We start from the raw sequence: 22,791 nt of genomic DNA, 5'->3' as shown, positions 1-22,791 counted from the left end.
CGGGTCGCCCCCCCGGCGGGGGCGGCGGCTGTGGCGGGCCGCGGGGGGCCCCTGCCCAACCCTGGGGGGGGGCGCCTTCGCTGGGGGCGTGTTGGGGGGGGGGGGGGGGGCCCCCGGGGGGGGGGGTCCCCACCACCCGGAGACGGCGGGACGGCGCACACGCAGGGACAGCACAATGCGCGTGGGCACAGCAAAAAGCCGGTCCACTGGGAAGTGGACCGGCTCAGAGCAGCGAACCAGCAGTAGCCGCGCGCGACGGGGAATCCCCCTGCTCGAGCGGAGCCAGAGCGTGGGGAAGATGCGTCAGCGCGAGACCTTGCCGGCCTTGATGCACGAGGTGCAAGCGTTCACGCGCTTCGGCGTCCCGCCCACCACGGTACGGACGCGCTGGATGTTCGGGTTCCAGCGACGGGGCGTACGGCGGTGCGAGTGCGAGATGTTGTTGCCGAAGCCCGGCCCCTTGCCGCAGACGTCGCAGTTGGCAGCCACGGGTCACTCCAAAGACTTCAGATGCTCTTACGGTGGATCCCGGCATGCCGGGATCAAGATCTAGGATCTGAGTGGCGCTGCCAGGGGGAAGGCCCGATCGGATCGGGCAACCGGAGCAGCATACAACGACTGCGTCCGTACAACGAAACTACCATGGCCGCGCGGGACCCCTTCCCGGCCCCGGCAGGGCCGTCCACCGGCAAGGACCCGTCCTGGGTCTACGCTGCCTCCCACGTCCGGCAGCTCAAGGAGGCGCAGGTGCCGCAGGTGCCGCAGACATTGGACGCATCCGCGGTGCGGACCTGGTGCGCTCTCGCCCTGGACGCGCTGGGCGGGGCCCGCGAGGAGATCGACGCCATCAACGTCTATCCCGTGGCCGACGGGGACACCGGGACGAATCTCTATCTGACGGTGGAGTCGGCGGCCACGGCGGTCGAGGCGGTCTTCGCGGGGCACGGCGCGATGTCCGCGGTGGCCGGGGCCCGGTCCGCCGGCGCCGCGTCCGCGGGCGGCGAACCGGGTCCGGCCGCGGCGGGTCTGCCCAGCCTGGCCGAGGCGGTGCGGGCGATGGCGCACGGGGCCCTGATCGGGGCCCGGGGGAACTCCGGGACGATCCTCGCCCAGCTGCTGCGCGGGATGGCCCAGGTCCTCGCCGCCGACCGTGACACCTCTCACACCGACGGACGGGGACTGCGGCTCGCGCTGCGGCACGCCGCCGACTCCGCCCGCCAGGCCGTCGCCCATCCCGTCGAGGGCACGGTGCTCACCGTCGCCTCGGCCGCCGCCGACGCGGCCGACGGCACCGAGGGCGACTGCGGGACCGTCGCGAGAGCGGCGTACGAGGGTGCGCTGGCGGCGCTGGCGAAGACTCCGGGGCAGCTGGCCGTCCTGGAGCGCGCCGGTGTGGTCGACGCGGGTGGCCGGGGACTGGTGGCCGTACTGGCCGCGCTGGTCGAGACGTTCACGGGACGCGCGCCCGGCGGGGCGGCGATACCCGTCCTCGCCCCGCCCGCGGCCCGGCAGGCTCCTGCTGACGGTCCCCACGCGTGCGTGGAGAGCGACAGCGGTGCCGAACCGGCCGTTCCCGAGGCGTGCGCGGACGCGGCACCCGCAGCCGGCGGCCCCGCCTTCGAGGTGATCTACCTGCTGGAGGCGGAGGACGCGGCCGTGGCACGGCTGCGGAACCGTCTCGACGGGCTCGGCGACTCCCTCGTCGTGGTCGGCGGCGACGGCCTGTGGAACGTCCATGTGCACGTCGACGACGCCGGCGCCGCCGTCGAGGCGGGCATCGAGGCGGGGCGGCCGTACCGCATCCGGATCACCCATTTCGGACTGGGCGACGTCCACGCCGCGGGCACGGGCGCACGGCGTCCGCCGCGGGAGCGCGCTCAGCGGGCGGTCGTCGCGGTCGTGCCGGGCGAGGGCCTGGCGGGCCTGTACGCGGAGGCCGGGGCGACCGCCGTGCTCGCCCGGCCGGGGGAGCCGCCCGCGAGCGGCGAGCTGGTCGACGCGGTGCGTCGTGCCCACGCGCGCGAGGTGGTGCTGCTCCCGAACGACGCGGAGCTGCGCCACACCGCCGCCGCGGCCGCCGAGCAGGCCCGTGCGGAGGGTGTCCGGGTCGCGCTGATCCCGACCCGGTCCGCGGTGCAGGGCATCGCCGCGCTCGCCGTCCACGAGCCGGACCGCCGGTTCGACGAGGACGTCGTCGCGATGACCTCGGCGGCGGGCGCGACCCGCTACGCCGAAGTCGTCGTCGCGGAGTGCCGGTCCTGGACCATGGCGGGCATCTGCCAGGCCGGCGACATCCTCGGTCTCATCGACGGTGACGTCGCCGTCATCGGCTCGGATCTCACGGCCATTGCCGAGGCCGTCCTGAACCGCATGCTGTCCGCCGGCGGCGAGATGGTCACCCTCGTCCTGGGCGACGACGCCCCCGACCCGGTCGCCGCCCGCCTCGAAGCGTGCGTACGACGGTCGTACCTGGCGGTCGACACGGTGGTGTACCGGGGCGGCCGGCAGGGCGCGCTGCTGCTCATCGGCGTGGAGTAGCGGGCCTCCTCATCCGGACGTCCGCCTCCGGTCCAGCAGCTGCTCCGCCAGCTGCTCCGCCTCCGCCCGCCGGGCCCGCGGCACCTCGCCGTCGAGGCCCTCGTACGCGGACAGCACCGCACGCGCGCGTGCCGACGCCGCGGCGGGCCGCCCCAGATCGGCCTCCAGCCACCCGGCGGACAGCTCGGCCCCCGTCCGGGCATCGAGTCCGCCGTCGCCGAGGGAGTCGAACACCGCGGCCGCCCGCGTGACCTGGCCCAGCGCCTCCTCCGACGCGGCCCGAACCGAATCCGCCCCGGCGTCGTCCGGGACGGACCGGGCGACCAGGTCGGCGAACTGCCGGTGGGTGCTCCCGAGTTCGAAAAGCAGGCTCCGACGCGCCTCCTCGTCGGTCGCGGGGCCGGACGGGCCGGATCCCGCGCCCCCGGAGTCGGCGGCGCGGCCGGGGGAGCCCGCCGCCTCGGCCGTGGGGCCGGGGGAGCCCGCCGCCTCGGCCCTGGGGCCGGGGGAGCCGGCCGGACCGGGGACGGACGCGGCGGTGAGGTCCTGGAGTGCCCGCTCGCACTCCCGGACCGCCTCCGACATCAGCGCCCGTGCCGCGTCGAGCCCCGCGTCACCGCGCGCGGCGATCCAGGAGCGGGCGCGCAGGGAGCGGACCAGGCCGTGGACGTTGCCCAGGGACCGCCAGAGGTCACCGGCGCGCGTGTACGCCAGGTCCGCCTCGGCGGGCAGCCCCGCGTGCCCGAGATCCTCGGCGGCCAGGTGGGCGAGCATCGCGTGGTCGCGCTGCTCGGGCCAGTGCCGGGCGAGGTCGGCGGCCCGCAGCCGGCGCTCGGCCGCCTCCCGGTGCTCGCCCAGCTCGCCGAGGCAGTCGCCGAGCCACCACAGGGTCTGCACGATCGCGCCGTCCCCGTGCGTCTCCTCCGTCAGATCGGGCAGCGCCGACTCCAGCACCTCCGCGGCCTCCGCCCAGCGCTCCTGCCGGAGCAGGAACCCGCCGAGCTGATGCCGCGCCCAGGCACCGAGCGCCGGTCCCTCGCCCCCTTCGTCGGCCCAGTGCGCCGCCTCCAGGGCGTGCTCCGCGGCAGGCCCGAACCGACCGTCGGCGGCGAGGATCCCGGCCAGCTGCAGGTGCAGTCGGGCGTGCCCGGCCGCCTCCAGATGGGGGCCGCCGTCCGCCAGGGCTGCGCGTACCGCCCGCTCGGCCGCGTCGGTGTCCCCGAGGTGCCGGGCGATCCCGGCCTGCCGGGCCCGGTACTCCACCGCGAACCACGGCAGCCCGGCCGCCGTGAACTCCTCCGAGGCGCGCGCGTACAGCGCGGCCGCGGCCTCGGCGTCCCCGCCGTGCGCGGCCAGCTCCGCGAGCATGGCCCGCGCCTCCGCGGCCCGCGCGGCGAGCCGGAGCTCACCGGGGTGCGGCCCGACGAGCGCCAGCAGCTCCCGTACGGCCGCCTCGGCGTCGGCGGCGGCGGCGGTGCCCGCGCCCGCGTCGCGCGTTTCCTCGCCGCGACCGGTCCCGGGCCCGGCCTCGGTCTCGTGCACCCGCTGCATCAGGATGCGGGCGCGTGCCACCAGCACGGACGCCGTCTGCCGTACGCCGGTCCCGTCCGCCGCGAAGAGGGCGAGCGCCTCCTCGTACGGCTCCCGGACGGCGGCCAGTGCCTCCTCGGTGCGGCCCGTCCCGGCGAGCGCGTACGCCCCACGCGCGCGTGCCGCCAGTGCCTCGCCCGGGTCACCCGCCTTCGCGTACCACTCGGCCGCCCGCTCGAAGAGGGCGGCGCCCTCCGGGCCGCGGCCCATCGCCTCGTGGTCGGCGATCTCCGCACGGTCGCGGGGATCCAGCTCCCGGTCCCCGGCCGCGCGTCCCACCGCGGCCCACGCCTCGACCGCCCCGGGAGCCATCGCCGCGGACAGCCGCCGCGCCTGTGCGAGCAGCGCCGGCAGACCGGGCACGGCGGCCGGCTCCGCGGACTCCGTGACGGCGGGCGCCGGTCGCGGCGCCGGGGCGGTGCGGACACTGCGCACGCCCAGGGGCAGCCGGTCCACCAGGGGACGCCGGGCCATGCGCGCACGGATCAGGTCGCCGACGTACGAGGTGCCGTTGCGCGCGTCGAAGCGCGCGGCCAGCGACCGGGCCTCCTCGCGCGCGTGGACGGCGAGTCCGGCCGCGGTCCAGGCACGGCCGGCCGGCCCCGGGACCGGCTGCCCGCCGAGCCCCAGCTCCGTCAGCCGGTCCATCAGCAGGGCCACCACGGCCATGAAGTCCAGCCTGCTGCGCGGCTCCCCGGAGTCCGTGAAGTACGCGGGCCGCTCCGCCAGCAGCTCCAGGGCGCGCGCCTCGTTGCCGCTCAGCGCGCAGAACTCGACGTGGTCCGCGTAGGCGCCGCGCATGCTCTCCATCGCGCGCACCAGCCGCAGCCCGCGCAGATGGTGGGCGCGTGCCTCGTCGAGGCGTCCCAGCCGCAGCAACGGCAGCAGCGAGGACGCCAGCACGGCGTGCGGCTCGTGGGCGCAGGTGAACTCGCCCTCCAGCACGGGCCGCCAGACCTCCAGCGCGTCCGCGTCCCCGCCCCGCCTGACCTGCCACCACCCCTGGTCGTGCAGCTCGCAGGCGTGGCAGTCGGCCATGCTGTCCCGGTCGGCGGCCAGCCACGCGGTGTACGCGCGCTCGGCCCGCGCCAGGTCGCCGACGTGGTGCGCCACGCTGAACTCGGCGCCGCGCACGGCCCGTTCGGAGTGCCCGGCCAGACGGTAGCGGTGCTCCATCTCGCCCAGCCACCTCTCGATGGCGGCGAGCGGGATGTGCGGCTGGCCCAGCATGCCGGCGGTCATCCACTTGAAGACCCAGTGCAGGGAGTGGATCTCGTACTCGTCGAAGTCCTCGGGGTGTTCGTCCCACATGCGCAGCAGGCGCGCGAAGGGGACGAACATCTTGTCCTTCTCGGAGCTGTAGTTGTAGACCTTCAGCTGGTGTCCGAGCGCCTCGATCACCGCGAGCGGGATGTTCAGCTTCTCCGCCTCGGCGAGCAGTTGCTCGGCGCGCGCGTTGCGTGCGGGCCCCTCGGGCTGCGCGTAGTTCTCCGCCATCGCGTGGCGCAGCGCGTCGAAGTCCATGACCTGGCTCATCGGTGGCCGTCCTCACCGGACTCGGCGTGCGTGGCCCATTCGAGGAGGCCGAGGAACGCGCGGTTGAGCAGCGCGGAGTCCGCCGGCCGCAGCGGGCGCTGCGCCATCAGCAGGGCCTGCCCGTAGAGGGACTCGGTGGCGGTGCCGATCAGTTCGGGGTCGTGCAGCGAACTGATCCTGCGGATCAGCGGGTTGAGGTGGTTGAGGACCAGCCGGGCGCGCGGGGCGCTGCCGCGGAGCGAGCCGAGGATGCCCGCCCAGAGGTCGTCGGCCTGCTCCTCGGCGTCCGCGCGGGCCTGCTCGTGCCGGGCCGCCCGGTCGTCCAGGTGCAGCGCGGGCACCGAGAGGGGGTGGAAGGACCGCAGCGTGACGTCGCAGCCCAGCGGGTCGAGCTTCGCCCGGGCGGCGGCCAGGAAACCCGCGAGGGCCAGCTCCTCGGCCGGGTCGACGGTGTCCAGGTGCGCCGTCACGGTGTCCGCGTCCAGCTCGGAGACGACCGTCCCCGGACGCACCGACGGCAGGGCGGCGACGAGCTCGCTGTCGTACGTGTAGCCGCCGTTGACGACGCCCACGCCCTGCGCGGACGCGATGGGCGCGACCTGCCGGTACTCCTCCACCGTCCGCGTGAAGTGCACCACCGGGTGCCGCTGCGCGAACTCCTCCAGGGACAGCCGTCCGTCGGTCGTCTCGAAGGGCAGCCACGGCAGCATCGTGCGCAGCATCTCGCTGTCGTGCCTGGCCAGGGACTTCACACCCAGGTGATGCACCGAAAGGAAGGCCGCGAGCCGCTCGGGGTCGCCCGCGGCGAGCCCGGTCAGCCAGGAGCGGATCCGCTCGCCCAGCGCGTCCCGCACGCCCGCCAGGGTCTCGTCCTCGTACAGCGACTCCCGCGACGCGGTGGGCCGCAGACTGTCGGTGTCCAGGACGCAGCGCACGAAGAACGCCCAGTCCGGCAGCAGCTGTTCGGCACGCTCGGTGAGCAGCATGCCCTTGAGGTGGACGCGGTGGCCGGCGCGCTGGGCGGGACTGACCGCGGACGGCAGCACGTACGCCACCCCGCGGACCCCGGCGAGCGGCACGTCCAGGTCGATCGAGTCCAGCGGCGTGAACCCGAACAGGTCGTGGCAGTGCCGCGCCAGGGCCACCCGCCGTGCGGCGGGGCCTGGATACGCGCGGTCCCAGGGCGCCGGGAGGTCCGTGACCGCCTCGTCGCCCACCCGGACGTCGTAGGGCAGCAGCGACCCGAAGTCCCGGGCCAGCGACCGCACCCGCTCCTCGGTCAGCCACTCGCCCGCGCCGGCGCGCGCCACCAGGTGCACGGTCGTGCCCGGTTCGGGGCGGGCCGCGTCGGGCAGCGTCCTGACGGTGTACGAACCGTCGTCCGTCGCCGTCCACTCCACGGGCGGCGCCCCGGGCGTGCGCGCGCTGCGGCTGACGACGCGGATGCGCTCGGCGACGACGAAGCATGCCAGCAGGCCGATGCCGAACTGCCCCAGGAAGTCGGAGCGCGCCGACTCCAGGCCCTCGCCGCGCTTGGAGCTGCGGCCGATGGTCGCCAGGAGGCTGTGCACGTCGGACTCGGTGAGCCCCACGCCGGAGTCCTCCACACGCAGGGCGCCCCCGTCGCCCTCGACGAACAGCCGGACCGTGGCCGGGGCGTCCGGCTGCTCCGCCCGCCGCGCGGTGACGGCGTCCACGGCGTTCTGCAGCAGCTCGCGCAGATAGACCCTGGGGCTGGAGTAGAGGTGGTGCGAGAGCAGGTCCACGAGGCCGCGCAGGTCCACCTGGAACGTGTGCGGTGACCGGGGTGCCTGGGATGACTGAGAAGTCTGTGAGTCCATCGTCGCAGCGCCGGTGGGGGGACGGACGACGGCGCGGGGTCGGGCGGTCCCGGGGCACGGTGACCGCGAACGAAACGGGCGCGTCATCCTAGGCCCCGAACGACCCGCCTGACCAGCGGATTTCCCGGACGTATACGGCATTGTCAGTGTCGTGGTGTGCAATGGATCTCGTGCCCGCGCTCGAAGAACCACTGAAGAAGGTGCTCGGTCCCGCCACCGCGAAGGTGATGGCCGAGCATCTCGCCCTGCACACCGTCGGGGACCTGCTCCACCACTATCCCCGCAGGTACGAGGAGCGCGGGCAGCTCACCCACCTCGCCGACCTGCCCCTGGACGAGCACGCGACGGTGGTCGCCCAGGTCGCCGACGCCCGGCTGCTCACCTTCTCCTCGCCCAAGGCCCCGCGGGGCAAGGGCCAGCGACTGGAAGTGACCATCACGGACGGCAGCGGCCGCCTCCAGCTCGTCTTCTTCGGCAACGGCGTGCACAAGCCCCACAAGGACCTCCTGCCCGGCACACGCGCGATGTTCTCGGGCAAGGTCTCCGTCTTCAACCGCCGCCTCCAGCTCGCCCACCCGGCGTACGAGCTGCTGCGCGGCGACGGCGACGAGGCGGTCGACACCTGGGCCGGATCGCTCATCCCCCTCTATCCGGCGACCGCGAAGCTGGAGTCCTGGAAGATCGCCAAGGCGGTGCAGACGGTCCTGCCGAGCGCCCAGGAGGCCGTCGACCCGCTGCCGGAATCCCTCCGTAAGGGCCGCGGCCTGGTGCCCCTCCCCGAGGCACTCCTGAAGATCCACCGCCCGCACACCAAGGCGGACGTCGAGGACGCCCGCTCCCGTCTCAAGTGGGACGAGGCCTTCGTCCTCCAGGTCGCCCTGGCCCGCCGGCGGTACGCGGACGCACAACTCCCCGCCGTGGCCCGCAGGCCGCGCCCCGACGGTCTCCTCACCGCGTTCGACGCCAAGCTGCCCTTCACCCTCACCGAGGGCCAGCAGAAGGTCTCCGCGGAGATCTTCGACGACCTGGCGACCGAGCACCCCATGCACCGGCTCCTCCAGGGAGAGGTCGGCTCGGGGAAGACGATGGTCGCCCTCCGCGCGATGCTCGCCGTCGTCGACGCGGGCGGCCAGGCGGCCATGCTCGCGCCCACCGAAGTGCTCGCCCAGCAGCACCACAGGTCGGTCACGGAGATGATGGGCGAGCTCGCCGAGGGCGGGATGCTCGGCGGCGCCGAGAACTCCACCAAGGTCGTTCTGCTCACCGGCTCCATGGGCACGGCGGCCCGGCGGCAGGCCCTGCTGGACCTGGTCACCGGCGAGGCCGGGATCGTGATCGGCACGCACGCCCTGATCGAGGACAAGGTGCAGTTCCACGACCTGGGCCTGGTAGTGGTGGACGAGCAGCACCGCTTCGGTGTCGAGCAGCGCGACGCCCTGCGCGGCAAGGGCAAGCAGCCCCCGCACCTGCTGGTCATGACCGCCACGCCCATTCCCCGCACCGTCGCGATGACCGTCTTCGGCGACCTGGAGACCTCGGTCCTCGACCAGCTCCCCGCCGGGCGCTCGCCCATCGCCAGCCATGTCGTCCCGGCCGCCGACAAACCGCACTTCCTGGCCCGCGCCTGGGAGCGGGTGCGCGAGGAGGTCTCGGGCGGCCACCAGGCGTACGTCGTCTGCCCCCGCATCGGCGACGAGGAGGAGGGCGCCAAGGCGAAGAAGAAGACCCCGGAGGACGACGCCGAGAAGCGCCCGCCGCTCGCCGTCCTCGACATCGCCGACCAGCTGGCCAAGGGGCCCCTCCAGGGACTGAAGGTCGAAGTCCTGCACGGCAGGATGCCCCCCGACGACAAGGACGCCGTGATGCGGCGCTTCGCCGCCGGCGAGACGGACGTCCTGGTCGCCACGACGGTCATCGAAGTCGGGGTGAACGTGCCGAACGCCACCGCGATGGTGATCATGGACGCCGACCGCTTCGGCGTCTCGCAGCTGCACCAGCTGCGCGGCCGCGTCGGCCGTGGCTCCGCCCCCGGTCTGTGCCTGCTGGTCAGCGAGATGCCGGAGGCCAGCCCCGCCCGGCAGCGGCTGACCGCGGTGGCGTCCACACTCGACGGCTTCGAGCTCTCCCGCATCGACCTGGAGCAGCGCCGCGAGGGCGACGTCCTCGGCCAGGCCCAGTCGGGCGTCCGCTCCTCGCTGCGCATGCTCACGGTCATCGACGACGAGGAGATCATCGCCGAGGCCCGCGAGGAGGCGGCCGCGGTCGTCGCCGCCGACCCGGAGCTGGAGCGCCTTCCGGGCCTGCGCACCGCTCTGGACGCCCTGCTGGACGAGGAGCGCGAGCAGTACCTCGACAAGGGGTGACAAGGGGTGACAAGAGGGGGACAGGAGTGAGCGGGGCGAGAGGGCGCCGCCCTGGCCGGGGCTGACAGACTGGAGAGGTCACCCGCCCGCACGGGCCCCCACGCACGAAGGACAGAAGAGATGACCCGCGTGATCGCCGGCCGGGCCGGCGGACGCCGTCTGGCCGTCCCGCCGGGCACCGGCACCCGCCCCACCTCCGACCGGGCGCGTGAGGGCCTCTTCTCCACCTGGCAGTCCCTCCTGGGCGGCCCCCTGGACGGCGAGCGCGTCCTCGACCTGTACGCCGGCTCCGGCGCCGTGGGTCTCGAAGCGCTCAGCCGCGGTGCCGGACACGCCCTCCTCGTCGAGGCCGACGCCCGCGCGGCCCGGGTGATCCGGGAGAACGTCGCGTCGCTGGCGCTGCCCGGCGCCGAGGTGAGAGCGGGCAAAGCGGAGCAGATCATCCGGGCCGGGACCCCCGCCGACCCGTACGACCTGGTCTTCCTCGATCCGCCCTACGTGGTGTCGGACGACGATCTTCGCGAGATCCTGCTCACACTCCGCTCGGAGGGCTGGCTAGCGGACGATGCGCTCGTCACCGTGGAGCGCAGCACCAGAGGTGGCCAATTCGCGTGGCCGGACGGCTTTGCAGCGCTCCGGGCCCGTCGCTACGGCGAGGGAACGTTTTGGTACGGTCGCGCCGCCTCTACGTGCGAAGACGCACGATGACCGGACCGGAGAGCGAGGGACCTCAGTTGCGCCGCGCCGTCTGTCCCGGGTCGTTCGACCCGATCACCAACGGACACCTCGACATCATCGCCCGCGCCTCCAAGCTGTACGACGTGGTGCACGTCGCGGTGATGATCAATCAGTCCAAGAAGGGCCTGTTCGAGATCGAGGAGCGGATCGACCTGATCCGCCAGGTCACCGCCGAGTTCGGGAACGTGGAGGTCGAGTCCTTCCACGGCCTCCTCGTCGACTTCTGCAAGCAGCGCGACATCCCGGCCATCGTGAAGGGCCTGCGCGCCGTCAGCGACTTCGACTACGAACTCCAGATGGCCCAGATGAACAACGGCCTGTCGGGTGTCGAGACCCTGTTCGTCCCCACGAACCCCACCTACAGCTTCCTGTCCTCCTCCCTGGTCAAGGAAGTGGCGGCCTGGGGCGGCGACGTCTCGCACCTGGTGCCGCCCCTGGTCCTGGAAGCCCTCACCGAGCGGCTCGCTCAGAGCTGAGACACCCCCGGTGAACTGACGGCCCGTCACCCGGTGTCGGAGGTGGCGGGAGTGGTCGTACAGTCGACCCGTCCGTCTCCATCACAGCTGTAGAGAGTGGCGAGCACACGGTGGACGTGCAGAAGAAGCTCGATGAGATCGTCGCGTCGGTCTCCGGCGCCCGTTCCATGCCCATGTCGGCCTCGTGCGTGGTCAACCGCGCCGAGCTGCTCTCGATGCTCGAAGAGGTGCGCCAGGCGCTGCCCGGCTCCCTGGCCCAGGCCCAGGAGCTGATCGGCGACCGCGAGCAGCTGGTCGAGCAGGCCCGCCAGGAGGCGGAGCGGATCATCGAGAACGCGCACGCCGAGCGCGGTTCCCTGGTCTCCGGCACCGAGGTCGCCCGCCGCTCGCAGAACGAGGCCGACCGCATCCTGGCCGAGGCCCGCCGGGAGGCGGAGGAGATCCGCGCCGAGGCCGACGACTACGTCGACTCCAAGCTCGCCAACTTCGAGGTCGTCCTCACCAAGACCCTCGGTTCCGTCGGACGCGGCAAGGAGAAGCTGCTCGGCACCGGACCCGGCGTCGACGAGCGGGGGTACGAGGACGAGGACGCCCCCGAGCGCAGCCAGGACCCGGAGACGCTGCGCCGCAACGCGGACGACTACGTCGGCGTGAAGCTCGGTGCCTTCGAGGCCGTCCTCGCCAAGACCCTGGAGGCCGTCGGCCGCGGCCGGCAGAAGCTGCACGGCCGGATCGCCAGCGACGACCTGGGATCCCTGGCGGACGACGGGACGACCGTCCAGCACACCAGCGACGCGGACTACCTGGCGGGACTCGCGGACCTCTCGGCGGCCCCCGTGCAGCCGCGGCCCACGCGGGACCCCGAGGTGCCGGCCCAGCCGTCGTACCAGGAGCAGCAGGAGGCCTACGCCTACCAGCAGCAGCAGGCGGATCCCTACGGCTACCCGCAGCAGTACCAGCAGCAGGACGCGTACGGCTACCAGCAGGCCGACCCGTACGCCTACCAGCAGCAGGGCTACGACCAGCAGCCCGCCTACGGCCAGGACCAGCAGCCCGGGTACGGCCGGGAGCAGGAGCCCTCGTACGGCCGGGACCAGGAGCCCTCGTACGGCAGCGACCAGGACCGGCAGCAGGGCTACCAGGAGCAGCCCGGGGGCCGGGCTCTCGACGAGACCAGCCTGTTCGACACCGGCATGATCAGCGCGGAGCAGCTGCGGGCCTACGAGGAGGGCCGCGGCTCTCACTGAGGGCCGCCGTCGCACCGGATTGGGCCGAGAGCGAATGGTCCAGTATCCTGGCTGTTCGGTCGCGCGTACGTCCGTGATCACTGCTGCCCGGAAGATCAGGGCAGCGCTCCTCCGCATCGAAGATCGAAAGCAGGAATGGCTCTGAACGCCCGCCTCGACCACCGCAACCCTCTCGTGTTCGACACACACGAGCTGGGGCGGCGTCCGGGCGCGCTGCAGCGCCTGACCCGTTCGATCGACGCTCCTGCGGATCTGGGGATCCAGGGAGTCATCGGAGTGCCGGAAGGCGCCCCGTTGGAGCTCGACCTCCGTCTGGAGTCGGTCATGGAAGGGGTGCTTGTCACAGGCACCGCCCGTGCATCGGCCAAGGGGGAGTGCGTAAGGTGTCTGGAGCCGCTGGAGCTGGAGCTCGAAGCGGATTTCCAGGAGATGTTCTCGTACCCTGACGCCGACGACCGGGGCCGTGTCAAAGCGGAGCCGGCCGACGACGCCGAGGAAGACGAGGACACTCTCTTCATCGAGGACGGCCTGTTCGACCTCGAGCCCGTGCTGCGTGATGCGGTGGTGCTCGCACTGCCGATGCAGCCGGTGTGCCAGGACGACTGCCCCGGCCTGTGTTCCGAATGCGGAGCGCGGCTGGCGGACGACCCCGGCCACCACCATGACGCCGTCGACATCCGTTGGGCGGCACTGCAGGGACTCGCCGGTTCACTCGAAGATGGCGAGAAGGACGAGATGAGCGGCGCCGAAGCGGGCGTCGACGAGAAGCAGGAGAAGTAGCCGTGGCTGTTCCGAAGCGGAAGATGTCGCGCAGCAACACGCGCCACCGCCGGTCGCAGTGGAAGGCTGCGGTCCCCACCCTGGTTGCGTGCGAGCGCTGCCACGAGCCCAAGCTGCAGCACATCGCGTGCCCGGCTTGCGGCACCTACAACAAGCGCCAGGTCCTCGAGGTCTGAGCGGCTGGTGAGAGGTCTGATGTCTGACGCCAAGGCGGATCCAACCGCCAAGAAAAAGGCGGACAACACAGCCTCGTCCCACACGCTTCTGGAAGGGCGGCTCGGCTACCGGCTGGAGTCCGCCCTTCTGGTGCGTGCACTGACGCACCGTTCCTACGCGTACGAGAACGGCGGCCTGCCCACCAACGAGCGCCTGGAGTTCCTCGGGGACTCCGTACTCGGCCTCGTGGTCACGGACACGCTGTACCGCACCCACCCCGACCTGCCCGAAGGCCAGCTGGCCAAGTTGCGGGCCGCGGTGGTCAACTCGCGTGCGCTGGCGGAGGTGGGCCGCGGGCTCGACCTCGGCTCCTTCATCCGGCTCGGCCGGGGCGAGGAAGGCACGGGCGGCCGGGACAAGGCATCCATCCTCGCCGACACCCTTGAAGCGGTGATCGGCGCGGTCTATCTCGACCAGGGTCTCGAGGCGGCGGGCGAACTCGTCCACCGGCTCTTCGATCCCCTGATCGAGAAGTCGTCGAATCTGGGTGCCGGCCTGGACTGGAAGACCAGTCTCCAGGAACTCACCGCGACCGAGGGCCTCGGTGTTCCCGAGTACCTGGTCTCGGAGACGGGCCCGGACCACGAGAAGACCTTTACTGCTGCCGCCCGCGTCGGAGGCGTCTCGTACGGCACCGGCACCGGCCGCAGCAAGAAGGAGGCGGAGCAGCAGGCCGCGGAGTCCGCGTGGCGCTCCATCCGCTCCGCCTCGGACGAACGCGCCAAGGCCGCGGCCGAGGCTCAGGCCCAGGTCGCGCAGGCCGAGGCCGAAGCACAGGCCAAGGCCGTCCGGGCCGAGGCAGAAGCGCAGGTGGCGGAAGCCGCCGAGCGTGCCGAGGGGAACGCCGACGCCTCCTCGGCGTCCGCCTGACAAGACAGCCGAGCGCCCGCCCCTGACCAGGGGCGGGCGCTGTGGTGTACGGGGAGCCGACATGCCCGAATTGCCCGAGGTCGAGGTCGTACGGCGAGGTCTGGAGCGGTGGGTCGCCCACCGGACGGTCGCCGAGGTCCAGGTGCTGCACCCGCGCGCCGTGCGGCGCCACACCGCGGGCGGCGAGGACTTCGCGCACCGGCTCCGGGGGCAGCGGATCGGCGTCCCCAGCCGTCGCGGCAAGTACCTCTGGCTGCCGCTGGAGACGACGGGCACCGCGATCCTCGCGCACCTCGGCATGAGCGGCCAGCTGCTCGTGCAGCCGCACGCGACCCCGGACGAGAAGCACCTGCGCATCCGGGTTCGCTTCGCCGACGGCCTCGGCACCGAACTGCGCTTCGTCGACCAGCGCACCTTCGGCGGGCTCTCGTTGCACGAGACCTCCCCCGACGGGCTGCCCGACGTCATCGCCCACATCGCGCGCGACCCCCTCGACCCGCTCTTCGACGACGCGGCCTTCCACGAGGCACTGCGCCGACGCCGTACGACCGTCAAGCGCGCCCTGCTAGACCAGTCGCTGATCAGCGGGGTGGGCAACATCTACGCGGACGAGGCCCTCTGGCGCGCCCGCATCCACTACGAGCGTCCGACGGCCGGCTTCACGCGCCCCCGCACCGCCGAACTCCTCGGTCACGTACGGGACGTGATGACCGCGGCCCTGTCCGTCGGAGGCACCAGCTTCGACAGCCTGTACGTCAACGTCAACGGGGAGTCGGGATACTTCGACCGCTCGCTCGACGCGTACGGGCGCGAGGGTCTGCCCTGCCGGCGCTGTGCCACGCCGATGCGGCGACGGGCCTGGATGAACCGGTCCAGCTACTTCTGCCCCAAGTGCCAGCGGGCGCCGCGCGTCACGTCCTGAACGCCGGGCGTCGTGGGGACCGCTTCGGGCCGGGCTACGGCGGTGGAGAGTTCCGACCGCCGGCGCGGTGACACTTCAGACCGCCGCGGCGCCCCGCGTCTCGTCGTAGCGCCCGCGTGCCTCCAGCACGTCGTCCATCCGGCCCTCGACGAAGCGGATGAGGGCCAGCAGGCGCTCGGCGACCTCGCGGCCCAGCGGTGTCAGTTCGTAGTCCACGCGCGGCGGGTTCGTCGGCTGTGCCTCGCGGTGCACCAGGCCGTCGCGCTCCAGGGCGTGCAGCGTCTGGGACAGCATCTTCTCGCTCACACCGTCCACGCGACGGCGCAGCTCGTTGAACCGGAACGAGCCCTCGTGCAACGCCCCGAGCGTCAGTGCGCCCCAGCGGCCGGTGACGTGCTCCAGCGTGCCGCGGGACGGGCAGTTGCGGGCGAACACGTCGTACGCGAGGCCCGACAGGTCGTCGCTCCCCGCGCCCGGGACGGACCGCGCTGTGGATTCCATGCCCTCAGCATACTGCCCCGCAGCGCTAACCAATGGGTTGCACTAACCAGAAGTTAGTGCTTTCCTTTCGTCAGTACCAACGGGGCAGTGCGGACGCGTGCCGGCTGTTCCCACCCCTTTCCCGTCCCTTCTCCTCAGGAGTGCCTACCGTGACGACCCCCGTTGTCTCCATCGCCTACCACTCCGGTTACGGCCACACCGCCGTCCTCGCCGAAGCCGTCCGTGCCGGTGCCGCCGACGCCGGGGCGGTGGTCCACCTGATCAAGGTCGACGAGATCACCGAGGAGCAGTGGGCGCTGCTCGACGCCTCGGACGCGATCGTCTTCGGCTCGCCCACCTACATGGGCACCGCGTCCGGCGCCTTCCACGCCTTCGCCGAGGAATCCTCGAAGCGCTGGTTCGGGCAGGACTGGAAGGACAAGCTGGCGGCCGGCTTCACCAACTCCGCGTCCAAGAGCGGCGACAAGCTGCACACGCTGCAGTTCTTCCAGACGCTCGCCGCCCAGCACGGCATGCACTGGGTGAGCCTCGGTCTGCTGCCGGGCTGGAACAGCACCACGGGCTCCGAGAACGACCTCAACCGCCTCGGCTTCTTCGCCGGCGCCGCCGCCCAGTCCAACAACGACCAGGGTCCGGAGGGCGTGCACAAGGCGGACGTGGCGACGGCCGAGCACCTCGGGCGCCGGGTCGCGCGGACGGCGCGAATCTTCGCCCTGGGGCGCGCGGCCGCGTAGCACCTGGCACCGTGCGGTATCAGGAGACGCTTGGCGCTGGCCGTACGGGCGGTGCGCCGCCGCAGGGCGGCCGTGACCGCATGCCGGTGTCAGCGCCGTACGGCGTGGCGCGGGCCGGGGTCCGCCGCGCGGGTCCGTCTTACGCGTCGAGGCGGCCACCGTGGGGTCTCTCCACGGCGGCCGCCTCTTGCGCGTCAGGGGCTCAGTAGCCGAAGTCCTGCGTCCACCACGGGCCGCCGGAACCGAAGTGCGCGCCGACGCCGAGCGTCTTGAAGTCGCAGTTCAGTATGTTGGCGCGGTGGCCGGGGCTGTTCATCCAGGCCTCCATGACCGCCTCGGCGGTGGCCTGGCCCCGGGCTATGTTCTCGCCGCCCAGGTCGGTTATGCCTGCCTTCGCCGCCCGGTCCCAGGGCGAGGCGCCGCTCGGGTCGGTGTGGTCGAAGAAACCGCGGGCGGCCATGTCCTCGCTGAACGCCGCCGCCAGGTCCGACAGCGCGCTGTTCGCCGCCACCGGACTGCACCCGACCTTGGCCCGCTCCTCGTTGACGAGCTTCAGCACCGCGACCTCCGCGGCGGTCTCGCCGGACACCGTCGCCGGAGCGGGCTTCTGCGGAGCCTTCGTGGCCTGCCGGCCGGGCTTCTTGGCCGCCTGCGACTTGCCGGGCTTCTCGGAAGGCCTCTGGGAAGGCTTCTTCGACGGCGTCGCCGACGGCTTCTCGGACGTCCTGGACGTCTTGGACGGTGCGGCCGAGGGCGAAGTCGAGCGCTCGGCGTCGCGGCTCGCACCGCTGTCGTCGCGGTCCTCGGCGGCGGCCGTCGAACCGCCCTGCTCGGTCTCCAGGCCGGACGGGGAAACCGCCGCCTGGACCTCGTCCGAGGCGTTGCCGCCGCCTACCGAGTAGTTGTCACTGCCCGGCAGCACGCCGGCGGCCACCGCGACGGTGCCGAGGGCGACGGCCGCGGAGACACCGAGCAGGCCGGTGCGCACGGGCGCGGCCTTCTTCTTGCGGTGCGAGCGAGCGGCGGCGTTCTGCGGGAGGTCGGCCACTGCGGCGTAGCCGTACAGGTTCTCCGGGCCGTAGCTCTCCGTGTGTACCCGGTGTGCGTCCGTGACACCGGTGGCGCGGCCTGTGGCGGCGCGGCCGGCGGCGGAGCGTCGGTGGCGTCCCATCTCCTGGCCTTCCTCATCCTTGCGGTCAGCAACACTCACTCGAACGAGTGAGTTTCACATGAGACTCATTGGGTCGGGACGGTACCCCATGGCGCAAGGGGAGGAAGTGCTACGAGAGACATTGTCCGGTTAGCGTGCACCCATGAACGAGGAAGTACGGCTCGTCGCGTGGGTCCGCGGCAGGGTCCAGGGTGTGGGTTTCCGCTGGTTCACCCGGGCCAGGGCGCTGGAGATCGGCGGGCTGAGTGGTTTTGCTCTCAATCTGGAGGACGGACGGGTCCAGGTGGTCGCCGAGGGGCCCCGCGAGGGCTGCGAGAGCCTCCTCCACTGGCTACGTGGGGACGACACACCCGGGCGCGTGGACGGAGTCACTGAGATGTGGGACACGCCACGCGGCATCTACGACGGGTTCGCCATCCGCTGACGGCGACAGCCGCGACCCCCGTCCCGAGGGCGCGCGCGGAGAGCCGTGCCGGTCCTGGGAAGCGGAAAGTGCCTGGTGGTTGCCAAGAACGCGCTTGTCGTGGCAGGCTCCGAGATGGACGATGATCTCCACGCCCCGAGGGCCCCGCAGGAGTCGCAGCGCCGCCCGGACCGGGCCGCGCGCCCGGGTTGCCCCCAATGCGGGGTGTGATCGTGTTGACCGTCAAACTTTTTGGTGAGACTCTGAAAGCCCCGCGCACCTTAGCTGTTTGGCATGTAGGAACGGCAGCAAGAACTGAAGAGTGTCAAGCATCGCGGGTGCGATTCCCTCACGACCCACACCGCTTCGGTGTCACTCAGTGTGGAGGACCATCCATCATGGCAAAGGCGCTTCTCGGTTACGTCGGCGGCTCCGACCCGCGACTCATCGCCGAGATGCGACGGCTCCAGCAGCGCGTCCAGGACCTGGAATCCGAGCTCGTACGGATCCAGGCCGAGAACGACGCGCTCGCGGCTGCCGCTTCTCACGATTCCTTTGAGCACCTCGACGTACCCCAGGCGGAGCCTGCGCTCACCTGATCGCTGGGCCGCGCGACGACACGAATGGTCGATCCGAGCGACTCGGCCACCGCATGCCGTCAGAACTGCAAGGGACGCCTCCCCGGCGTCCCTTCGTCTTGCCCCCCGTGCCTGTCTCCCACTCATTAACCGACGGTCTGCCCTGCGCGTTCACGGGTGAAACCGCGCGTTCATGGAGTGAGACGGGCACGAAAGGTAGAGTCCGGCGGCGTGCACCTCAAGGCCCTGACCCTCCGCGGGTTCAAATCGTTCGCCTCGGCGACCACGCTGCGGTTCGAACCGGGCATCACCTGCGTCGTGGGCCCGAACGGCTCGGGCAAGTCCAACGTCGTGGACGCGCTGAGCTGGGTCATGGGGGAGCAGGGCGCGAAGTCGCTGCGCGGCGGCAAGATGGAGGACGTCATCTTCGCCGGCACCACCGGGCGGCCCCCGCTCGGCCGGGCCGAGGTGTCCCTCACCATCGACAACTCCGACGGCGCGCTCCCCATCGAGTACGCCGAGGTCACCATCACGCGGATCATGTTCCGCAACGGCGGCAGCGAGTACCAGATCAACGGCGACACCTGCCGGCTCCTCGACATCCAGGAACTGCTCTCCGACTCAGGCATCGGCCGCGAGATGCACGTGATCGTCGGCCAGGGCCAGCTGGACTCCGTGCTGCACGCCGACCCCATGGGCCGCCGCGCCTTCATAGAGGAGGCCGCGGGCGTCCTCAAGCACCGCAAGCGCAAGGAGAAGGCGCTGCGGAAGCTGGACGCGATGAAGGCCAACCTCGCGCGCGTGCAGGACCTCACCGACGAACTGCGCCGCCAGCTCAAACCGCTGGGCCGGCAGGCCGCCGTCGCCCGCCGTGCCGCCGTCATCCAGGCCGACCTGCGCGACGCGCGCCTGCGCCTGCTCGCCGACGATCTCGTACGGCTGCGCCAGGCGCTCCGGGCCGAGATCGCCGACGAGGCCGCGCTCAAGGAACGCAAGGACACCGCCGAGGCCGAGCTGAGGAAGGCCCTGCGGCGCGAGGCCGCACTCGAGGACGAGGTCCGGCGGCTCACCCCGCGCCTCCAGCGGGCCCAGCAGACCTGGTACGACCTCTCGCAGCTCGCCGAGCGGGTGCGGGGCACGATCTCGCTGGCCGACGCGCGCGTGAAGAGCGCCACCTCCGCGCCCGTCGAGGAACGGCGCGGACGCGACCCCGAGGACCTGGAACGCGAGGCCGCCCGGATCCGCGAGCAGGAGGCCGAGCTCGAAGCGGCCCTGGAGGCCGCCCGGCACGCCCTCGACGACACCGTCGCGCACCGGGCCGAGCTGGAGCGCGAGCTGGCCGTCGAGGAACGCCGTCTCCGGGACGTCGCCCGCGCCATCGCGGACCGCCGCGAGGGGCTCGCCCGCCTCAACGGGCAGGTCAACGCCGCCCGTTCCCGGGCCGCCTCGGCCCGGGCCGAGATCGACCGGCTGGCCGCCGGCCGCGACGAGGCGCTGGAACGGGCGGTCACGGCCCAGCAGGAGTACGAGCAGCTGAAGGCCGAGGTCGACGGCCTCGACGCGGGCGACGTGGAGCTGGCGGAGCGGCACGAGGCGGCGAAGGCCGAGCTCGGCCGGGCCGAGGCCGGCCTGACGGCCGCCCGTGAGGCGCTCACGACCGCGGAACGCAGGCGCGCCGCAACCCAGGCCCGCCGTGAGGCCCTCGCCCTCGGGCTGCGCCGCAAGGACGGCACGGGCGCGCTGCTCGGCGCGAAGGACCGGCTGGGCGGGCTGCTCGGCCCGGCCGCCGAACTGCTCTCGGTGACCCCCGGCTTCGAGATCGCCCTCGCGGCGGCGTTCGGCGCGGCGGCCGACGCGATCGCGGTGACGACGCCCGCCTCGGCGGCCGAGGCCATCCGCCTGCTCCGCAAACAGGACGCGGGCCGTGCGGCCCTGCTGCTGGCCGGCGCCCCCGACGAGGACGCGTCCACCGGCGTCGCGGCCCACCCCTCCGCGGGGCGCGGGTCCGGAGCCGGGCGCGCGGTCGACGCGGGAGATGCCGTACGCGCGCACGACCTTCCGGCGGGCGCGGGTGCCGGAGCGGGGTTCGGAGCGGAGTGCGTCGCGGATCCCGGGCCCGGTGGTGCGGGCGGGGCCGATGCGTCCGGGGACGCCGTACGCGGGGACCTCTCGCCGGGAGGCCCGCACTGCTCGCCCGGTCCTGACGGGGACCTCGCACCGGGCGTCCCACGGGACGCAGTACGCGCCGGCGCCCGGCAGGAGGAGCGCGGCGGACCGCCGTACGCCGCCGATCTCGTCCGCGGGCCGGACCAGCTGATGCCCGCCGTACGGCGGCTGCTGCGCGGGATCGTCGTGGTCGGCACGCTGGAGGACGCCGAGGACCTGGTGTACGCGCGGCCCGAGCTGACCGCGGTGACCGCCGAAGGGGACCTGCTGGGCGCGCACTTCGCGCACGGCGGGTCCGCGGGGGCACCGAGTCTGCTCGAGGTGCAGGCGGCCGTCGACGAGGCCGCGGCGGACCTGGAGGAGCTCGCGGTGCGGTGCGAGGAGCTCGCCGGGGCGCAGCGGCACGCCACCGCACTGCGCGGGGAACGGGCGGCGCTCGTCGAGGAGCTGGGGGAGCGGCGGCGGGCCGCCGAGCGGGAGAGGTCGTCCGTCGCGCAGCAGCTCGGCCGGCTGGCCGGGCAGGCGCGCGGAGCCGCGGGGGAGGCCGAGCGCGGCACCGCCTCGACGGCACGGGCGCAGGAGGCGCTGGACCGGGCCGTCGAGGAGGCGGAGGAGCTGGCCGAACGGCTCGCCGTCGCCGAGGAGATGCCGGTGGAGGAGGAGCCGGACTCCTCCGTGCGCGACCGGCTCGCGGCCGACGGCGCCAACGCGCGGCAGACCGAGATGGAGGCCCGGCTCCAGGTGCGTACGCACGAGGAGCGGGTCAAGGGGCTCGCCGGGCGGGCCGAAGGACTCGACCGGGCCGCCCGCGCCGAGCGCGAGGCACGCGCGCGTGCCGAGCAGCGGCGGGCCCGGCTGCGGCACGAAGCGGCGGTCGCCGAGGCCGTCGCCTCCGGAGCACGGCAGCTCCTGGCGCACGTCGAGGTCTCCCTCGCCCGCGCCGAAGCGGAACGGACCGCCGCCGACGCCGCCAAGGCCCGGCGCGAACGGGAGCTGGCGGAGGCCCGCAACGCGGGCCGCGACCTCAAGGCCGAGCTCGACAAGCTGACGGACTCGGTGCACCGCGGCGAGGTGCTCGGCGCGGAGAAGCGCCTGCGGATCGAGCAGCTGGAGTCGAAGGCGCTGGAGGAACTCGGCGTCGAACCGGAGGGACTGGTCGCGGAGTACGGTCCGCAGCAGCCGGTGCCCCCTTCCCTGCCCGCCGAGGGCGAGGAAGTCCCCGAGGACCCCGACCACCCGCGCAATCGGCCCCGGCCGTTCCACCGGGCCGAGCAGGAGAAGCGGCTCAAGTCCGCCGAGCGTGCGTACCAGCAGCTGGGCAGGGTCAACCCGCTCGCCCTGGAGGAGTTCGCCGCGCTGGAGGAGCGCCACCAGTTCCTCAGCGAGCAGCTGGAGGACCTGAAGAAGACGCGCGCCGATCTCCTTCAGGTGGTGAAGGAGGTCGACGAGCGCGTCGAGCAGGTCTTCACCGAGGCCTACCGGGACACGGCCCGCGAGTTCGAGGGCGTCTTCAGCCGGCTCTTCCCGGGGGGCGACGGGCGGCTGATCCTGACCGACCCCGCCAACATGCTCACCACCGGTGTGGACGTCGAGGCCCGGCCCCCGGGCAAGAAGGTCAAGCGGCTCAGTCTGCTCTCGGGCGGCGAGCGGTCGCTGACCGCCGTGGCGCTGCTGGTGTCGATCTTCAAGGCGCGGCCCAGTCCGTTCTACGTGATGGACGAGGTCGAGGCGGCGCTCGACGACACCAACCTGCAGCGGCTGATCCGCATCATGCAGGAGCTGCAGGAGGCGTCGCAGCTGATCGTGATCACGCACCAGAAGCGCACGATGGAGGTCGCCGACGCGCTGTACGGCGTCTCCATGCAGGGCGACGGTGTGTCGAAGGTCATCAGCCAGCGGCTGCGCTGACGGGTCCGCGGGCGGCGGTGGCCCCCGTCGGACCTTCCCGCGCCCTCCCGGGGCCGCCCGCTGCTCCGCCGATCCCGCCCAGGCGCACGTCCGGTTGCCCCGGGCTCCCGTTCGGGCTTGTCCTCGGCTCCGCGGGGTAGACGAACCATGCCGGGAGATTGAGTTCAACTCTTGAATGCAAGTGCGACACGCGCAGGGTACAAATTCACATCG

Annotated in this window: 18 protein-coding genes; 13 read left to right on the top strand and 5 right to left on the bottom strand. The window is 72.9% G+C overall.

Annotated elements, in window-relative coordinates; genetic code table 11:
• Positions 1–303 precede the first annotated feature (303 nt).
• The gene (rpmB, locus tag ACFYP4_RS30320) at positions 304–489 is read right to left on the bottom strand and encodes a 50S ribosomal protein L28 (protein WP_004924906.1); all 186 of its coding nucleotides are present in this window, start codon (positions 487–489) and stop codon (positions 304–306) included.
• A gap of 258 nt (positions 490–747) precedes the next feature.
• Between rpmB and ACFYP4_RS30315 the strand changes: the two genes are divergently transcribed.
• Positions 748–2,538, top strand: a complete 1,791-nt coding sequence (locus ACFYP4_RS30315; RefSeq protein ID WP_358854891.1) for a DAK2 domain-containing protein — start codon at positions 748–750, stop codon at positions 2,536–2,538.
• A 9-nt stretch (positions 2,539–2,547) separates the two neighbouring features.
• Here ACFYP4_RS30315 and ACFYP4_RS30310 read toward each other — a convergent pair whose 3' ends face one another.
• Both ACFYP4_RS30310 and ACFYP4_RS30305 read right to left on the bottom strand, forming a co-directional pair.
• Positions 2,548–5,664, bottom strand: coding sequence for a tetratricopeptide repeat protein (locus ACFYP4_RS30310; RefSeq protein ID WP_388789723.1), 3,117 nt, complete (start codon positions 5,662–5,664; stop codon positions 2,548–2,550).
• Positions 5,661–7,505 carry an HSP90 family protein gene (locus ACFYP4_RS30305; protein WP_358854871.1) on the bottom strand — a complete coding sequence of 615 codons (1,845 nt, stop codon included), beginning with the start codon at positions 7,503–7,505 and terminating at the stop codon, positions 5,661–5,663. Before ACFYP4_RS30305 ends, ACFYP4_RS30310 begins: the two co-directional genes overlap by 4 nt.
• Positions 7,506–7,666: 161 nt before the next feature.
• On the opposite strand from ACFYP4_RS30305, the gene recG reads away from it, so the two are divergent.
• From recG to mutM, 8 genes are all read left to right on the top strand, one after another.
• Positions 7,667–9,868: an ATP-dependent DNA helicase RecG gene (gene recG, locus ACFYP4_RS30300; RefSeq protein ID WP_358854872.1), complete on the top strand. Its 2,202-nt coding sequence runs from the start codon at positions 7,667–7,669 to the stop codon at positions 9,866–9,868.
• A 120-nt stretch (positions 9,869–9,988) separates the two neighbouring features.
• The gene (gene rsmD, locus ACFYP4_RS30295; protein WP_358854873.1) at positions 9,989–10,576 is read left to right on the top strand and encodes a 16S rRNA (guanine(966)-N(2))-methyltransferase RsmD; all 588 of its coding nucleotides are present in this window, start codon (positions 9,989–9,991) and stop codon (positions 10,574–10,576) included.
• Positions 10,577–10,602: 26 nt separating this feature from the next.
• The gene (coaD, locus tag ACFYP4_RS30290; RefSeq protein ID WP_358854892.1) at positions 10,603–11,082 is read left to right on the top strand and encodes a pantetheine-phosphate adenylyltransferase; all 480 of its coding nucleotides are present in this window, start codon (positions 10,603–10,605) and stop codon (positions 11,080–11,082) included.
• A gap of 110 nt (positions 11,083–11,192) precedes the next feature.
• Positions 11,193–12,329, top strand: a complete 1,137-nt coding sequence (locus ACFYP4_RS30285; protein WP_388789719.1) for an ATP synthase F0 subunit B — start codon at positions 11,193–11,195, stop codon at positions 12,327–12,329.
• A gap of 135 nt (positions 12,330–12,464) precedes the next feature.
• Positions 12,465–13,109, top strand: a complete 645-nt coding sequence (locus ACFYP4_RS30280) for a YceD family protein (protein ID WP_358854875.1) — start codon at positions 12,465–12,467, stop codon at positions 13,107–13,109.
• A gap of 2 nt (positions 13,110–13,111) precedes the next feature.
• Positions 13,112–13,285 (top strand): 50S ribosomal protein L32, encoded by a 174-nt coding sequence (gene rpmF / locus ACFYP4_RS30275; protein ID WP_006139588.1) that lies wholly within the window; start codon positions 13,112–13,114, stop codon positions 13,283–13,285.
• Positions 13,286–13,304: 19 nt separating this feature from the next.
• A complete protein-coding gene (rnc, locus tag ACFYP4_RS30270) occupies positions 13,305–14,195 on the top strand; it encodes a ribonuclease III (RefSeq protein ID WP_358854876.1) in 891 nt (296 codons plus the stop codon).
• Positions 14,196–14,256: 61 nt separating this feature from the next.
• Entirely contained in the window at positions 14,257–15,117 is an 861-nt protein-coding gene (gene mutM / locus ACFYP4_RS30265) for a bifunctional DNA-formamidopyrimidine glycosylase/DNA-(apurinic or apyrimidinic site) lyase (RefSeq protein WP_358854877.1), read from the top strand.
• A gap of 75 nt (positions 15,118–15,192) precedes the next feature.
• Here the strand turns inward: mutM and ACFYP4_RS30260 are convergent, their stop codons facing one another.
• A complete protein-coding gene (locus tag ACFYP4_RS30260; protein WP_388789715.1) occupies positions 15,193–15,618 on the bottom strand; it encodes a winged helix-turn-helix transcriptional regulator in 426 nt (141 codons plus the stop codon).
• A 149-nt stretch (positions 15,619–15,767) separates the two neighbouring features.
• Between ACFYP4_RS30260 and ACFYP4_RS30255 the strand changes: the two genes are divergently transcribed.
• Positions 15,768–16,352 (top strand): flavodoxin family protein, encoded by a 585-nt coding sequence (locus ACFYP4_RS30255; protein ID WP_358854879.1) that lies wholly within the window; start codon positions 15,768–15,770, stop codon positions 16,350–16,352.
• Positions 16,353–16,554: 202 nt separating this feature from the next.
• Here ACFYP4_RS30255 and ACFYP4_RS30250 read toward each other — a convergent pair whose 3' ends face one another.
• On the bottom strand, positions 16,555–17,523 hold the full coding sequence (locus tag ACFYP4_RS30250) for a CAP domain-containing protein (RefSeq protein ID WP_358854880.1): 969 nt from the start codon (positions 17,521–17,523) through the stop codon (positions 16,555–16,557).
• 142 nt (positions 17,524–17,665) lie between these two features.
• On the opposite strand from ACFYP4_RS30250, the gene ACFYP4_RS30245 reads away from it, so the two are divergent.
• From ACFYP4_RS30245 to ACFYP4_RS30235, 3 genes are all read left to right on the top strand, one after another.
• The gene (locus ACFYP4_RS30245; RefSeq protein ID WP_358854881.1) at positions 17,666–17,947 is read left to right on the top strand and encodes an acylphosphatase; all 282 of its coding nucleotides are present in this window, start codon (positions 17,666–17,668) and stop codon (positions 17,945–17,947) included.
• 377 nt (positions 17,948–18,324) lie between these two features.
• The gene (locus tag ACFYP4_RS30240) at positions 18,325–18,525 is read left to right on the top strand and encodes a hypothetical protein (RefSeq protein ID WP_358854882.1); all 201 of its coding nucleotides are present in this window, start codon (positions 18,325–18,327) and stop codon (positions 18,523–18,525) included.
• A gap of 210 nt (positions 18,526–18,735) precedes the next feature.
• Positions 18,736–22,578 (top strand): AAA family ATPase, encoded by a 3,843-nt coding sequence (locus tag ACFYP4_RS30235; protein ID WP_388789710.1) that lies wholly within the window; start codon positions 18,736–18,738, stop codon positions 22,576–22,578.
• Positions 22,579–22,791 lie beyond the last annotated feature (213 nt).

Origin of the sequence: Streptomyces sp. NPDC005551 (assembly GCF_042871785.1) — a bacterium.
Taxonomy (GTDB): domain Bacteria; phylum Actinomycetota; class Actinomycetes; order Streptomycetales; family Streptomycetaceae; genus Streptomyces.
The sequence above is the reverse complement of the archived record's forward strand: the minus strand, read 5'-3'. Positions and strand labels throughout refer to the sequence as shown.

What these genes read in the sequence shown, in the direction of transcription:
- ACFYP4_RS30310 (WP_388789723.1), bottom strand. Translation starts at nt 5,664, where the DNA reads ATGAGCCAGGTCATGGACTTCGACGCGCTGCGCCACGCGATGGCGGAG.
- ACFYP4_RS30305 (WP_358854871.1), bottom strand. Translation starts at nt 7,505, where the DNA reads ATGGACTCACAGACTTCTCAGTCATCCCAGGCACCCCGGTCACCGCAC.
- recG (WP_358854872.1), top strand. Translation starts at nt 7,667, where the DNA reads ATGGATCTCGTGCCCGCGCTCGAAGAACCACTGAAGAAGGTGCTCGGT.
- rsmD (WP_358854873.1), top strand. Translation starts at nt 9,989, where the DNA reads ATGACCCGCGTGATCGCCGGCCGGGCCGGCGGACGCCGTCTGGCCGTC.
- ACFYP4_RS30280 (WP_358854875.1), top strand. Translation starts at nt 12,465, where the DNA reads ATGGCTCTGAACGCCCGCCTCGACCACCGCAACCCTCTCGTGTTCGAC.
- rnc (WP_358854876.1), top strand. Translation starts at nt 13,305, where the DNA reads ATGTCTGACGCCAAGGCGGATCCAACCGCCAAGAAAAAGGCGGACAAC.
- mutM (WP_358854877.1), top strand. Translation starts at nt 14,257, where the DNA reads ATGCCCGAATTGCCCGAGGTCGAGGTCGTACGGCGAGGTCTGGAGCGG.
- ACFYP4_RS30260 (WP_388789715.1), bottom strand. Translation starts at nt 15,618, where the DNA reads ATGGAATCCACAGCGCGGTCCGTCCCGGGCGCGGGGAGCGACGACCTG.
- ACFYP4_RS30250 (WP_358854880.1), bottom strand. Translation starts at nt 17,523, where the DNA reads ATGGGACGCCACCGACGCTCCGCCGCCGGCCGCGCCGCCACAGGCCGC.
- ACFYP4_RS30245 (WP_358854881.1), top strand. Translation starts at nt 17,666, where the DNA reads ATGAACGAGGAAGTACGGCTCGTCGCGTGGGTCCGCGGCAGGGTCCAG.
- ACFYP4_RS30240 (WP_358854882.1), top strand. Translation starts at nt 18,325, where the DNA reads ATGGCAAAGGCGCTTCTCGGTTACGTCGGCGGCTCCGACCCGCGACTC.